Origin of the sequence: Streptosporangium sp. NPDC006013 (genome assembly GCF_040614275.1) — a bacterium.
Taxonomy (GTDB): Bacteria; Actinomycetota; Actinomycetes; order Streptosporangiales; family Streptosporangiaceae; genus Streptosporangium.
Window position 1 is genome coordinate 1 of sequence record NZ_JBEXUE010000281.1, and the last position, 13,287, is coordinate 13,287.

11 protein-coding genes are annotated in these 13,287 nt (G+C 68.8%); 6 read left to right on the top strand and 5 right to left on the bottom strand.

Going from position 1 to position 13,287, the window contains the following annotated elements:
- Positions 1 to 157: 157 nt before the first annotated feature.
- From ABZ260_RS32885 to ABZ260_RS32895, 3 genes are read right to left on the bottom strand one after another with little or no spacing between them, the layout of a single operon-like run.
- Positions 158 to 1,597 carry a DUF1996 domain-containing protein gene (locus tag ABZ260_RS32885; RefSeq protein WP_355625552.1) on the bottom strand — a complete coding sequence of 480 codons (1,440 nt, stop codon included), beginning with the start codon at positions 1,595 to 1,597 and terminating at the stop codon, positions 158 to 160.
- Positions 1,594 to 2,268, bottom strand: a complete 675-nt coding sequence (locus tag ABZ260_RS32890; RefSeq protein ID WP_355625554.1) for a DUF4142 domain-containing protein — start codon at positions 2,266 to 2,268, stop codon at positions 1,594 to 1,596. The genes ABZ260_RS32885 and ABZ260_RS32890 overlap by 4 nt, the downstream gene beginning before the upstream one ends.
- Positions 2,269 to 2,283: 15 nt before the next feature.
- Complete coding sequence (locus ABZ260_RS32895) at positions 2,284 to 2,415, bottom strand: hypothetical protein (protein WP_355625556.1); 132 nt, start codon at positions 2,413 to 2,415, stop codon at positions 2,284 to 2,286.
- 159 nt (positions 2,416 to 2,574) lie between these two features.
- Between ABZ260_RS32895 and ABZ260_RS32900 the strand changes: the two genes are divergently transcribed.
- From ABZ260_RS32900 to ABZ260_RS32910, 3 genes are all read left to right on the top strand, one after another.
- Positions 2,575 to 3,117, top strand: coding sequence for a sigma-70 family RNA polymerase sigma factor (locus ABZ260_RS32900; protein WP_350921124.1), 543 nt, complete (start codon positions 2,575 to 2,577; stop codon positions 3,115 to 3,117).
- Complete coding sequence (locus tag ABZ260_RS32905) at positions 3,117 to 3,320, top strand: zf-HC2 domain-containing protein (RefSeq protein ID WP_350920930.1); 204 nt, start codon at positions 3,117 to 3,119, stop codon at positions 3,318 to 3,320. The genes ABZ260_RS32900 and ABZ260_RS32905 overlap by 1 nt, the downstream gene beginning before the upstream one ends.
- Positions 3,321 to 3,868: 548 nt before the next feature.
- Positions 3,869 to 8,749 (top strand): NAD-glutamate dehydrogenase, encoded by a 4,881-nt coding sequence (locus ABZ260_RS32910; protein ID WP_355625558.1) that lies wholly within the window; start codon positions 3,869 to 3,871, stop codon positions 8,747 to 8,749.
- Positions 8,750 to 8,791: 42 nt separating this feature from the next.
- Here the strand turns inward: ABZ260_RS32910 and ABZ260_RS32915 are convergent, their stop codons facing one another.
- Complete coding sequence (locus tag ABZ260_RS32915; RefSeq protein WP_355625560.1) at positions 8,792 to 9,898, bottom strand: hypothetical protein; 1,107 nt, start codon at positions 9,896 to 9,898, stop codon at positions 8,792 to 8,794.
- Positions 9,899 to 9,963: 65 nt separating this feature from the next.
- Here ABZ260_RS32915 and prfB point away from each other — a divergent pair, with 65 nt between their 5' ends.
- Positions 9,964 to 11,085 (top strand): peptide chain release factor 2, encoded by a 1,122-nt coding sequence (prfB, locus tag ABZ260_RS32920; RefSeq protein WP_355625562.1) that lies wholly within the window; start codon positions 9,964 to 9,966, stop codon positions 11,083 to 11,085.
- A gap of 63 nt (positions 11,086 to 11,148) precedes the next feature.
- Here the strand turns inward: prfB and ABZ260_RS32925 are convergent, their stop codons facing one another.
- A complete protein-coding gene (locus tag ABZ260_RS32925) occupies positions 11,149 to 11,337 on the bottom strand; it encodes a hypothetical protein (protein ID WP_350920940.1) in 189 nt (62 codons plus the stop codon).
- A gap of 236 nt (positions 11,338 to 11,573) precedes the next feature.
- On the opposite strand from ABZ260_RS32925, the gene ftsE reads away from it, so the two are divergent.
- Positions 11,574 to 12,263: a cell division ATP-binding protein FtsE gene (ftsE, locus tag ABZ260_RS32930; RefSeq protein ID WP_012888192.1), complete on the top strand. Its 690-nt coding sequence runs from the start codon at positions 11,574 to 11,576 to the stop codon at positions 12,261 to 12,263.
- A gap of 43 nt (positions 12,264 to 12,306) precedes the next feature.
- Positions 12,307 to 13,215, top strand: a complete 909-nt coding sequence (ftsX, locus tag ABZ260_RS32935; RefSeq protein WP_355625564.1) for a permease-like cell division protein FtsX — start codon at positions 12,307 to 12,309, stop codon at positions 13,213 to 13,215.
- Positions 13,216 to 13,287 lie beyond the last annotated feature (72 nt).

Sequence of the window (13,287 nt, forward strand, 5' to 3'; positions counted from 1 at the left end):
CCCGCCAGCACGCCGTCGTAGACCCCGATGACCGAACGAGGACGCGTGAGTTACAGCCACAGCAATGACCCGCCCCGGCCTCCGCGGGGGTGTGGAAGAGGCGCGGAGACGGGGAGCGGCGGCTCCGGGGGGACTCCGGGGGACTCCGGGGACATCGTCAGCAGCGACGTCCCCGGTTGATGCAGTCGACGGCGAATCTCATGAGCCGGTCGGGCATCACGTTCGCGAAGTCGGCGTGGTCGGTGACGGGGTTGTGGCGCTGCTCGGGGAAGGCGTCCAGCGCGAAGGAGGCCGTACGCGGGGTGGAGTAGACCAGGGTCATCCGCAGCTGCGGGATCGGCCTGGTACCGGACGGGCAGGCGCCGCCCGCGTCGGGGAACAGCACGTGCGTGCGGTGGTTGGCGCTGTCCGTGTTCTGGCCGTCCCAGCAGCTGGGGAAGTCCAGGATCCGCACGAGCAGGCTGCCTCGGGGGCAGAGCGGGTACTTGGTGGTGATCCGGTTGGTGAACCCGGTGCAGGTCCACTTGGCCAGGGCGTTCGCACCGCCGTTCGTGGCGGCCTTGGCGTCACCGGTGATCATCCTGATGAAGCGCGGCATGGCGGTCACCCTGGCCACCGGGTTGCCGCGGAACTGCAGGCTCACCTGGCGGGCCCGCAGGATGGTGCCGACGTTGCCGTCCGGGTCGGTGGCGTTGGCGTCGGACGTGCGGTCGCGCAGGACCGGCCAGAAGTAGGTCGAGCGGTCGCCGAGCGCGCACGTGGTGCCCGCCGCGGCCAGGGACTGGTCGGTGCTGAAGGCGTCGGTCGACAGGTTCCCGACGTAGTCGTGGATGTGGTGGGCGCCGTTGCTCACCCCCGGGGCCACGATGAAGTTGTCCGGGTTGCGGTGACCGTTCTCGTTCCTGCCGCACCGGGAGGTGAAGGTGCCGCCCGAGCCGCCGCGCCGGGTCCTGACGTCCTGGAAGTTCCGCTGGACCTGCCGGATGTCTATGAAGTCCTCGGGGAACGGCCCGAGGTCGGCGCACTCCTGCTCGTCCTGCGGGGGAGCGGGGGTCTGGCCGGGGGGAGTGTCCGTGGGCGCGTCGGCCGGCGGGGCATCGGTGGGCGCCTGAGTGGGGGCCTGCGTGGGCTGCCTGCGGCGGGAGTCGATGTTGTTCTGGGCGGTCTGCCGGTCGACGGACTCCTCGGGGGCGGCCGGTGGCGGCGTGGGAGCCGCCTGGATGAGGCTTCCGGCTGCGGGGGGCGCGTCGGCGGCCTGGTCCTGGGCGGCCTGGTCCTGGGCGGGCTGGTCCTGCGCCGGCGGGTTCTGAGCCGGCTGATCTTGCGGGGGTTGGTCCTGTGCCGGTTGGTCCTGGGCCGGAGGGTTCTGCGGGGGTTGGTCCTGCGCCGGCGGATTCTCGGCCGGGGCGTCCTGCGTGGGGGGTGCCTGGTTCTGCTGGCTCCGCTGGTTCTGGCCCTGTTCGGCGGGATCGCAGTGGTCGGCGTAGGCGGGGGCCGTGCGCGCCGCCGTGAACGTGACGGCGGTGAGCGTGCCGGCGGCGAGCGCCAGCGCTGACAGGGAGACGAGCGAGCGTTTCATGCGTTTCATGCGTTTCATGCGTGTTCTCTCCTCACAGGTGTGTCGAGAGCGGCTGTGACGGGCGGTGGCGAGGGCGCGGGGGGCTCCGGCAGGGTCGAGTAGTCGACCAGCCCCGTGCTCTCCAGCAGGGTCATGTGCTTCATGACCACCTCCACCGCCCGCTGGGCGAATGGCCGGACCAGGTCGTTGCGGGTGCCCGCGCGTACCGCGGCGACCACCGTGAAGACCTTGCCGTGGGCCTGCCGCAGCAGCCGGGCGAACAGCAGGTCGTACTCGGCGCCGGCGTTCACCGCCGCCAGTTGCGCCATCCAGGACTGCTGGTCGGCGTTGGGCTGGCTGGGCAGCGGCACGTTCAGCTTGGCGGCGAGGGCGCGAACCTCCTCGTCGAGCTTGAGGTGGTCGGTCATCAGGTGCATGCCGACCTCCTTCACCCGCTTGCTCGCGGCCCGCTGCTGGGCCTGCTGGCCGCTGGGAATCTCCCAGAGCCCGGCCAGGCGGACCTTGACCAGCAGGTCGCGGTCGGCCGGTCCCAGGGGCCCCTGCGGGGTCTGGGTCCAGCCCTCGGTGGCCAGGGACGCGGTGCCGCCGGGTGGGGTGATCAGGACGACCGCCACCGCGGCGACCGCGATGAAGACCCCGAACAGCAGGGGTTCGCCGTTCTTGAAGCGGCGGAACAGTGATCTGAACATGGCCCGGTTCCGCTCTCAGGTACCGGCCTTTACCAGGGCCTTCTCAGTGCCCGGCGCGGTGCTGAACGTGCCGTCCGGCCCGGGGAGGACCGGGTACGCCAGGAGGAGGACAGTTCCGACCGGCCACGGGATGTGCCGCACTGCCATGTCGTTTCCTTTCCCCGAGGCCCGCCGATGCGGGCGCACTTGGGGGGAGGTACGCGGTATCACCCGGGCCGGTTCATGGAAAGTGAGTAGATAGTTAGAAATGACCGGAGTTGCGGGAGTTGCAGACGTGACTGATAACGAAGGTGTAAAGATGTGCCCGTGCGTCGTCAACTCGACAGTCGGTTCGAGAGCACGGACACCGATGTTGTCCTGGTAGAGGACCTGTACCGGGAGTTCGGTGTTCCCTTGCTCCGTCATGTGCGCAAGGCCACAGGCAACGACCTGCAATGGGCGGAGGACGTCGTCCAGGAGACGCTCGTCCGAGCCTGGCGTAACGCAGAGAGGTTGCAACGAGAGCCGGGTCTGTTGTGGGCCTGGCTCCTCACCGTCGCCCGCCGTATCGTCATCGACGGTCGTCGCAGGCGAGGGACCAGACCACAGGAGGTCGAACCCGCCGACGCGAACGCTGTGCCGGTTCCCGACGGAGCCGATCGCGCGCTGGAGGCGATGATCGTCGCCGAGGCGTTGCGAGAACTGTCCCCAGAACACCGTGAAGTCATCGAGCAGACTTACCTACGGGACCGTACGATTAACGAGGCGGCGGAAATCCTCGGGATACCGCCGGGTACGGTCAAGTCCCGGCTCTACTACGGGATCCGGGCTCTCCGAAAGGTTCTGAAGGAGAGAGGTGTCGCGAGCTGATGTTCCCCTCCCCGCATCATGACGTGGCGGCGTACGCCCTCGGGGTGCTCGACGAAGAGGACCACGAGGCGTTCCAACGTCACCTCATGACGTGCGAGGAGTGCCAGATCGAGCTCCGGGAACTGAGCGAGGTTCCCGGATTCCTCGATGTGGTCCGGCGGGACCGCTCCAACTCCATGGACGATGGTCGAACGTCACATTGACGTTTGGCCGGTTTTCGGGTGATATCAGTAACGGTGGTGTGCCCCGGTCAACGAGGATCGGGGCAAAGGGCCACTGGAGGTGTCGTGCCACGGGCCAAGCCCGATGGGCGGAGTGCGGGCCGGACGGCCCCGCCCGCCGGGCGAGGTGCAGGGAGCGAGACCCGACTCGCCCGGCTGCGCCGTAGCCTCGCCGAGGCGACCCTGTGGGATGATTGTCCTACCGCCATCTCCCAGGGAGAGCCCGTCGTCTCCGGCCCGGAGACCTTCCGTTCTCCGCGGGCGACGGTGAGAGATCTCGGCTCACATGACGAGCCGAGGCGACCGGCCGGAACCCCACTCACCCGTGACGAGACGGCCACCGTGTGGCGGGCGTTCCGCGCCCCGGGTCTCCGAACGGGGAGCGTGACCGGGAACGGGTGGCCCGAAGAGGGCGCCGCACACCGGAACGCGGGTGCGGAGACATCACTTTCTCCCTGGCGGGAATCATGAGTTTCAACATGGTTCCTCATCAAAATGTGCAAAATCCCTCACAAAGGAGTGAGAGCGACATGCCGCTCGACGAGGCCAAGGACGAGCTGCTGAGGAGTGCCGCCGAGACGTGCGCGCACACACCTGGCAGCGACCACGTGGGCGTGGAGGAGGTGCTCGCCTTTCTGCGGCTCTACTACCGGCATGTCGCCCCGGAGGACCTGCTGAGCCGGAACCCGGTCGATCTGTACGGCCCGGCGATCGCCCAGCGGCAGCTCGCCAGGGAGCGCCCCCAGGGCCGAGCCCTGGTCCGGGCCTACACGCCGAGCCTGGAGGAGCACGGCTGGGACCCCGGGTTCTCCATCGTGGAGATCGTCACCGATGACATGCCCTTCCTCGTCGACTCGGTGACGATGGAGCTCGACCGCCACGACATCGGCACCCACCTGGTCATCCACCCGCAGATGCGGGTGCGCAGGGACATGACCGGCAAGCTGCTCGGCCGCGGCCAGGAGGACGTCACCGGGCAGATGCTCGCCGAGTCCTGGATGCACTTCGAGGTCGACAGGCAGACCGACCCCGCCGTGCTCAGGTCGATAGAGGCCGAACTGCAGCGCGTCCTGGAGGACGTACGCGGCGCCGTCGAGGACTTCGTCAAGATGCGTGCGCTCGCCCTGCGGACCGCCGAGGACATCTCGGCCAACCCGCCGCCCCTCGACCCCGCCGGGGTGGAGGACAGCCTGGAGCTGATGCGCTGGCTGGCCGACGGGCACTTCACCTTCCTGGGCTACCGCGAATACCGCCTGGAGGAGAGCGAGGAGGGCGACAGGCTGCACCCGATGCCCGGGACCGGGCTGGGCATCCTCCGCAGCGACCGTGCCGACTCCGGCAGCTTCGCCGCGCTCCCCCCCGAGCTGCGCGCCAAGGCCCGCGAGAAACAGCAGATGCTGATCATCACCAAGGCCAACACCCGCGCCACGGTCCACCGGCCCGCCTACCTCGACTACGTGGGCGTCAAGCTCTTCGACGCCTCGGGCGAGGTCGTCGGTGAGCGGCGCTTCCTCGGCCTCTTCACCCATGTGGCCTACAGTGAGTCGATCTCGCGCGTCCCGGTGCTCCGGCGCAAGCTGGCCGAGGTGATCGTGCTCGCCGGCCTGACCGCGGACAGCCACGACGGCAAGGACCTCATCGAGATCCTGGAGACCTTCCCCAGGGACGAGCTCTTCCAGACCTCGGTGGAGCAGCTGCTGCCGATCGCGCTCGGCGTGCTCAGGCTCCGCGAGCGCAAGCAGGTCAAGGTCTTTCTCCGCCCTGACGACTACGGCCGTTACGTCTCGTGCATGATCTACCTGCCGCGCGACCGCTACACCACCAAGATCCGCGTCAAGATGCAGGACATCCTGCTCAGGGCGCTCGGCGGCACCTCCTTCGACTACAGCGCGATGATCGGCGAGTCGGCCCTCGCCCGGCTGCACGTGGTCGTGCGTGGCGAGCGCGGCAGGCCGCTGCACGCCGACGCGGTGAACGTCGAGGAACTGGAGGCGAGGCTGGCCGCCGCCACCAGGTCCTGGGAGGACGACCTGGCCACCGCGATCACCGAGCTGAGCCCCGAGGACGAGGCCCCCGGGCTCGTCCGCCGCTACGCCTCGGCGTTCCCCGAGGGGTACAAGGCCGACTTCCCCGCCCGGATGGCGGTCGCCGACCTGCGTCGGCTGGAGGCGCTGGCCGGCTCCTCCGACGAGATCGGGATGAACCTCTACGAGCCCTACGACGCCTCGGAGGGAGAGCGTCGCTTCAAGCTCTACCGCCTCGGCGCGCCCGTCTCCCTGTCGAGGGTGCTGCCGCTGCTCCAGCGGATGGGCGTGGAGGTGGTCGACGAGCGGCCGTACGAGATCGACCGCGACAACGACCCGGCGACCAAGGACGCCTGGATCTACGACTTCGGCCTGCGCTACACGCCCTCGCCCGAGGTGGACAGGGACGAGTTCAAGCGGCTCTTCCAGGACGCGTTCGGCGCCCTGTGGGCCGGGCGGGTGGAGAGCGACGGGTTCAACGGGCTGGTCCTGACCGCCGGTCTGACCTGGGAGCAGGCCGAGATCCTGCGCGTCTACGCCAGGTACCTGCGCCAGGCGGGCACCACGTTCAGCCAGGAGTACATCGAGCGGGTGCTGATGGGCAACGTGCGGCTCGCGCGGTTGCTGGTGCGCCTGTTCGAGGCCAGGCTCAACCCCCGGCGTCCGGCGGAGGTCCGCGCGGACCTGGCCGACGCGCTGCACGAGGAGATCCTCGCGGCCCTGGACGAGGTGGCCTCCCTGGACGAGGACCGGATCCTGCGGGCCTACCTGGAGATGATCGGGGCCACGCTCCGGACCAACTACTTCCAGCGGGTCGGCGGCGAGCGCAAGCCGTACGTCAGCCTGAAGCTGGACTCGCCGTCGATCAGCGTGCTGCCGCTGCCCCGGCCGAAGTTCGAGGTGTTCGTCTACTCGCCCCGGGTCGAGGGTGTTCACCTGCGGTTCGGCAAGGTCGCGCGGGGTGGGTTGCGCTGGTCGGACCGGATGGAGGACTTCCGCACCGAAGTGCTCGGGCTGGTGAAGGCGCAGATGGTGAAAAACACCGTCATCGTTCCCACCGGCTCCAAAGGTGGCTTTGTCGTCAAAAATCCGCCGAAGTCGGGATCGCGAGAGGACACCCTGGCCGAGGGCATCGCCTGCTACCGGATGTTCATCTCCGGGCTGCTCGACCTCACGGACAACCTCGTCGACGGCCAGGTCGTCCCGCCCGCCGACGTGGTCAGGCACGACGAGGACGACACCTACCTGGTGGTCGCCGCGGACAAGGGCACCGCGACGTTCTCCGACATCGCCAACGCCGTGTCCAAGGAGTACGGCTTCTGGCTGGGCGACGCCTTCGCCTCCGGCGGCTCGATCGGCTACGACCACAAGGCCATGGGCATCACCGCCCGGGGCGCCTGGGAGTCGGTCAAGTACCACTTCCGCACGACCGGTGTCGACATCCAGAACACCGACTTCACCGTGGCCGGAATCGGCGACATGTCAGGTGACGTGTTCGGCAACGGCATGCTGCTCTCCCAGCACATCCGGCTGGTCGCGGCGTTCGACCACCGGCACGTCTTCGTCGACCCCCACCCGGACGTCGCCCGGAGCTACGCCGAGCGCGCCCGGCTGTTCGCGCTGCCCCGCAGCTCATGGGCCGACTACGACGCCTCGCTGATCTCCACCGGAGGCGGCGTCTGGCCCCGTACGGCCAAGTCGATCCCCATCTCCGCGCAGATGCGCGCCGCGCTCGGCCTCGACGACGACGTGATGTCGCTGGCCCCGGCCGACCTGATCAGCGCCATCCTGCGAGCCCCGGTCGACCTGCTGTGGAACGGCGGCATCGGCACCTACGTCAGGGCGTCGAGCGAGTCCAACGCCGACGTCGGCGACAAGGCCAACGACGGCCTGCGGGCCACCGCCGCCGAGCTGCGCTGCAAGGTGATCGGCGAGGGCGGCAACCTGGGCTTCACCCAGCTCGCCCGGATAGAGTTCGCGCTCAACGGCGGGCTGATCAACACCGACTTCATCGACAACTCCGCCGGTGTGGACACCTCCGACCACGAGGTCAACATCAAGATCCTCCTGGACCGGGCGATCCGGGAGGGGGATCTCACCGACAAGCGGCGCAACCAGCTCTTCCTCGACATGACCGGCGAGGTGGCCCAGCTGGTCCTGCGTGACAACTACGACCAGAACGTGGTTCTGGCCGCCGCCCGCGAGCAGGCGGCCGACATGCTGCACATCCACTCGCGCCAGCTGCGCAAGCTGGAGCGGGCCGGCCTGCTCAACCGGGAGCTGGAGTTCCTGCCGTCGGACAAGACGCTCGCCGAGCGCCGTCAGGCCGGGCTCGGACTCACCGCGCCGGAGTTCTCGGTGCTGCTGGCCTACACCAAGCTGGTGACCGACGCCGAGATCCTCGCCTCCGACCTGCCGGACGATCCCTACCTGACGTCCTGGCTGGTGTCCTACTTCCCTTCGGCACTGCGCAACGGGGAGGTTCGCGACTACATGTACACCCACCCGCTCCGGAGGGAGATCATCACCACCGGTGTGGTGAACGACCTGGTCAACTCCAGCGGGACCACCTTCATGTTCCGCCTCGGTGAGGAGAGCGGCGCGTCCACTCCCGACATCGCCCGCGCCTACCTGGTGACGCGCGAGGTCTTCGACCTGCCCAGCCTCTGGCACCAGATCGAGGAGCTGGACAACAAGGTCGACACCTCCGCCCAGATCGCCATGGAGCTGGAGGCCCGCAAGCTCGTCGAGCGGGGCACCAGGTGGCTGCTGGGCAACCGGCGCCCGCCGCTGGACCTGGCCTCCACGGTCGACTTCTTCGCCAAGAGCATGAACGGCCTGCTGCCGCACCTGCCCAAGCTGCTGACCGGGGCCGACCTGGTCGCGTTCGAGGAGCGGCGCGACGGTTTCGCCTCCCGGGGCGTCCCCGCCGAGCTGGCCGAGCGCGTCGCCGCGATGGTGCCCGCCTACTCCACGTTCGATCTGGTCGAGGTGGCCGCGCGCACCGACAGGCCGGTGCACGACGTCGCCGAGGTCTACTTCGACCTCGCCGACCGGCTTCAGCTCTCCAGGCTGCGCGAGCGCGTCATCGCGCTGCCCAGGGACAGCCGCTGGAACTCCATGGCGCGGGCCGCGCTCCGCGACGACCTCTACGCCGCGCACGCGGCGCTCACCCACAACGTCCTGGTGCACAGCGCGCCGGGGCTGTCTCCAGAGGAGCGCCTGGCGCGCTGGGCCGAGGCCAACTCGGCCGCGGTCTCGCGGGCGAAGCAGACCCTGTCGGAGATCTGGGAGAGCGACAACTTCGACCTCGCGACCCTGTCGGTGGCGCTGCGCGCGATCCGCACGCTGGCGGCCACCGTCAACCTCCCGCACGCCGAGGCGTGAGCCGCCCGCCCGGGTCCCTCGCGGGGGACCCGGGCGGACCGGTCAGCTCACGATGACCTTCGTGAGGCCGCCCAGGTAGCCGATGACCCTGGCGGGCCGGCCGCTGTCCTTGGCCGGGACCGTGCTCACGTACAGCTGCGTCTCCACGGTACGCAGTTCCTCACGGATGAAGCTCTCGGTCGTCAGCTTCCTGGCGTCCGGCGGGATACGGGCGTCCGACGCGCACGGATCGATCTTGACGCTCCTGGTCGTCGTCCTGATCAGCGAGTAGACGACCAGCGCGCCGCCGTCGGTGGTGCGCAACGCGTGCACCGGGTAGCTGCTCGCGGCGAAGATCGAGTCGTAGCCCAGGCACGCGCTCTTCCCGTCCCTGCGCCGCTTCGCGATCTCGTCGGCGAAGCCGGTCGTGTGCGGGCTCTTCTCGATCAGCCCGGCCGCGAACCCCCGCTCGCCCTCCTCGGCCGAGGTCGCGTGCAGCGGGGCCATGAGCCGCGGGCTGATCGCCACGGTCGCGTCATCCTCGCCCAGCGACGTCGCGTACCCGTCGGCGTCCTTGGTGATCTCGGGGGGCCGGATGCCCTCATCGAGCAGTGAGGTCGAGCTGAGCCGCCAATCCTCCCCGGGCGACCGCATGAGGGTCAGCACGGCGGTGCGGACCCCGCCGGAGGGCTCCCTGCGGTCCACGATCGCGGCGAACCAGAGGGGACCTTCCTGCCCGCGCGGGACCAGCAGCTCGGGGGTGCCCCACGTGTACGAGGGGAGTGCCCCGGCGGAGCCGTTGAAGGCCGCCACCGTGAGGGCCTCCTGCCCGTCGCGGGTCTGCTCCCGCATGAGCCTGCGGTCGGCGTCCAGGTGCGGCGTCGCCGCACCCAGCACCCCGTCGGCGCTCAGAATGCCGGCCAGGGCCTTCGCCGCCTCGTCGAGCGTGACCGGAGGCGCTGGGAGCGACGGCGCCGTCGTGGGGCGGGCGGCCGACGTGTCACCGGCCGGAGATCCCGACGGGCTCCGCCCCGGCCGCGCGTCGCCGGAGACGGAACGGGGATCGGAACACGCCGCGGTCGCGGCGGCCAGTGCCAGCGCGAGCGCGAGCACGCCCCTTCGCCTGCGTCCGCGCACGTCCACCTCCCGATGCTCCCCGATGCGGGCCATGCTAGCCATGGTGGGGGAGAGTGCCGTACACGATCGGGTGCGAAGGTCGCGTACCCTTTACAGACGTGGCACTCATCGATCCGGCAGAACAGATCAACGAGCTTACCGGGACGCTGAACAGCATCCAGGACGTGCTCGACCTCGGCGCGATTCGCAAGCAGATCGAGGAGCTGGAGGATCAGGCCGCCGCGCCGGACCTGTGGAACGACCAGGATCGCGCCCAGAAGGTCACCAGCAAGCTCTCCTACCTCCAGGGCGAGGTCAACAGGGTCGAGTCGCTGGGGCGGCGGCTGGACGACCTCTCAGTCCTGTACGAGCTGGCCGCCTCCGAGGACGACGAGGACACCCAGCAGGAGGCCGACCGCGAGCTGGCGTCCCTGAAGAGCGACATCGGCGCGCTGGAGGTCCGCACCCTGCTGTCCGGCGAGTACGACGCCCGTGAGGCGGTCGTCACCATCCAGTCCCAGGCCGGTGGCGTGGACGCCGCCGACTGGGCCCAGATGCTCCAGCGGATGTACCTGCGGTGGGCCGAGCGCAAGGGCTACCCGACGGACATCTACGAGACCTCCTACGCGGAGGAGGCCGGGATCAAGTCGACGACCTTCACGGTCAAGGCGCCGTACGCGTACGGCACCCTCCGCGGCGAGCACGGCACGCACCGTCTGGTCCGGATCAGCCCGTTCGACAACCAGGGCCGCCGCCAGACCTCCTTCGCGGGCGTCGACGTGGTGCCGGTCGTCGAGACGACGGACCACATCGACATCAACGAGGACGATCTGCGCGTCGACGTCTACCGCTCCTCGGGCCCCGGCGGCCAGGGCGTCAACACGACCGACTCCGCGGTCCGGCTGACCCACCTGCCCACCGGCATCGTGGTCTCCTGCCAGAACGAGCGCTCGCAGCTGCAGAACAAGGCGACCGCGATGGCGGTCCTGCAGTCCAAGCTGCTGGAGCGCAAGCGGCAGGAGGAGGCGGCGGCGCTGAACGAGATCCGGGGCGAGTCGACCACGTCGTGGGGCACCCAGATCCGCAACTACGTGCTGCACCCCTACCAGATCGTCAAGGACCTGCGGACGGGCGCCGAGGCGGGCAACCCGGGCGCGGTGCTCGACGGAGACCTGGACGGCTTCATCGAGGCCGAGATCCGCTGGACCCGCCGCCAGGAGGCGGGCGTCGAGGGCGGGTAGGCCGCGTGCTCGCCTCACGGGCGCCTGGCATCCGTGAGGCTGGTTGTCCCCCCAGGGGCGCCGTCAGGTCCCGCTGAGGTGTCTCAGGGCCAGGGTGAGGAAGAAGAGCACGATCAGCACCAGGGCGATGAACGCGGGGGTCATGCCGCCGAGGCCGTGGTGGTGCTGAGCGCGGTACGCGCGGCAGCGAGGGCAGCGGCCCTCGGCCACGGGGTGAGCACACCCCGCGCAGACCAGGTCTTCACAGCTCATGCCGTCCTCCCTCTTCGAGGTCAGAACCACTTTATCCGCTCGTTACCGGGCGCCGAATCGTTTTGTTTCCGTTATGGACGTTCCATGCCAGTCTTCCCCCTAGACTGGGCTCCGGCCAACCGGAACGTCGATCAAGCGTAAATGACCGGCGCCCCCCGACCGGCGAGAGGTGGAAGTGGCCCTCTGCCACTCCTGCGACCGTCCTACCCCCTAGACTGGCATGCCGTGATGCGCCCGTGATCCATTTTGATAATGTCACCAAGGTCTACGCGAACCAGAACCGGCCCGCGCTGGACCACGTCAGCGTCGATGTCGACAAGGGCGAGTTCGTGTTCCTCGTTGGCCCCTCGGGGTCCGGGAAATCGACCTTTCTCCGCCTGGTCCTGAAGGAGGAGCGCCCCAACTCGGGCGCGATCCACGTGGCCGGCAAGGACCTCGCCCGACTGTCCAACTTCAAGATCCCGCACCTGCGCCGCCGGATCGGTTGTGTCTTCCAGGACTTCCGGCTGCTCCCGAACAAGAACGTGTATGAAAATGTCGCGTTCGCTCTGGAGGTGATCGGCAAGCCACGGCGTTTCATCCGTAAGGTGGTCCCCGAGGTCGTCGAGCTCGTCGGCCTTGAAGGCAAGGCACACCGAATGCCCGATGAGCTGTCCGGTGGCGAGCAGCAGCGGGTCGCGATGGCCCGGGCGTTCGTCAACCGGCCGATGATCCTGCTGGCCGACGAGCCGACCGGAAACATCGACCCCGCGACGAGCATCGGCATCATGAAGGTGCTCGACCGGATCAACCGGACCGGCACCACGGTCGTCATGGCCACGCACGACGCGGCCATCGTCGACTCCATGCGCAAGCGGGTGGTGGAACTGGAGGACGGCAAGATCGTCCGTGACCAGTCGCGGGGCGTGTACGGCCAGGCGTACTGACACGCGTACTGACACCAGGACCGGAAAGAGCGACAGGAAGAGCATGCGGGCAAACTTCATCTTCTCCGAGGTCTGGATCGGCCTCCGCCGCAACCTCACGATGACCATCGCGGTCATCGTGACCGTGGCGATCGGCATGGCGTTGCTGGGCGTCGGTCTAATGATCAACTCCCAGATCTCCAGCATGAAGGACTTCTGGGCGGACAAGGTCGAGGTCTCGGTCTTCCTGTGCAAGAAGAACGACCCCTTCCCGCAGTGCAAGGGCAGCGGCGGCGTCAACGCCCAGGAGCAGGCCGAGTTGAAGGCGACCATCGAGGCCATGCCGCAGGTCGAGCAGGTCACCGTGGAGAACGCGGCCGAGGCCTACAAGAACTTCCGGGACCAGAACGCCAACAACACGGTGCTGCTCTCCGCCATCCAGGTCGAGGACATGCCCGAGTCGCTGCGGGTCAAGCTCAAGGACCCGGAGGCCTACGGGCCGGTGATCGAGGCGGTCAAGGGCGCCCCGGGAGTCTCCAACGTGGTCAACCAGAAGGAACTCCTGGAGAAGTTCTTCGGGCTGCTGGAGAAGCTCCGCTGGGCCGCCCTCATCGTGGCGATCATCCTGGTCTTCGCGGCCACCCTGCTGATCGGCAACACCGTCAGGCTCTCGGCGTACAACCGCAGGCGTGAGACCGGCATCATGCGCCTGGTGGGCGCCTCCAACCTCTACATCCAGCTCCCGTTCGTGATGGAGGGCGTCATCGCCGGCCTGATCGGTGGTGTGGTGTCCGCGATGATGCTGATCGTCAGCAAGGTCTTCCTCTTCGACGGGGTGCAGCTCTACCTCTCTCCCAACAGCCAGCTCTCCTGGGAGACGGTCGCCTCGGTGATCAGTCTCACCATGGTCATCGGTGTGTTCATCTGTGTGCTGGCCTCCTTCGTCACGCTCCGCCGCTACCTGCGGGTGTGACACCCCCGTGCCCCTCCCGCGCCGGTGACGTCCACCCGGGTGCCGCCATGATGGCGGGGCGTGTCGCGCACG

Bases quoted from the DNA above. Each gene is read 5' to 3' on its own strand.
- ABZ260_RS32905 (WP_350920930.1), top strand. From the start codon at position 3,117: ATGTTCCCCTCCCCGCATCATGACGTGGCGGCGTACGCCCTCGGGGTG.
- ftsX (WP_355625564.1), top strand. From the start codon at position 12,307: ATGCGGGCAAACTTCATCTTCTCCGAGGTCTGGATCGGCCTCCGCCGC.
- ABZ260_RS32885 (WP_355625552.1), bottom strand. From the start codon at position 1,597: ATGAAACGCATGAAACGCATGAAACGCTCGCTCGTCTCCCTGTCAGCG.
- ABZ260_RS32925 (WP_350920940.1), bottom strand. From the start codon at position 11,337: ATGAGCTGTGAAGACCTGGTCTGCGCGGGGTGTGCTCACCCCGTGGCC.
- ABZ260_RS32890 (WP_355625554.1), bottom strand. From the start codon at position 2,268: ATGTTCAGATCACTGTTCCGCCGCTTCAAGAACGGCGAACCCCTGCTG.
- ABZ260_RS32915 (WP_355625560.1), bottom strand. From the start codon at position 9,898: ATGGCCCGCATCGGGGAGCATCGGGAGGTGGACGTGCGCGGACGCAGG.
- ABZ260_RS32910 (WP_355625558.1), top strand. From the start codon at position 3,869: ATGCCGCTCGACGAGGCCAAGGACGAGCTGCTGAGGAGTGCCGCCGAG.
- ABZ260_RS32895 (WP_355625556.1), bottom strand. From the start codon at position 2,415: ATGGCAGTGCGGCACATCCCGTGGCCGGTCGGAACTGTCCTCCTCCTG.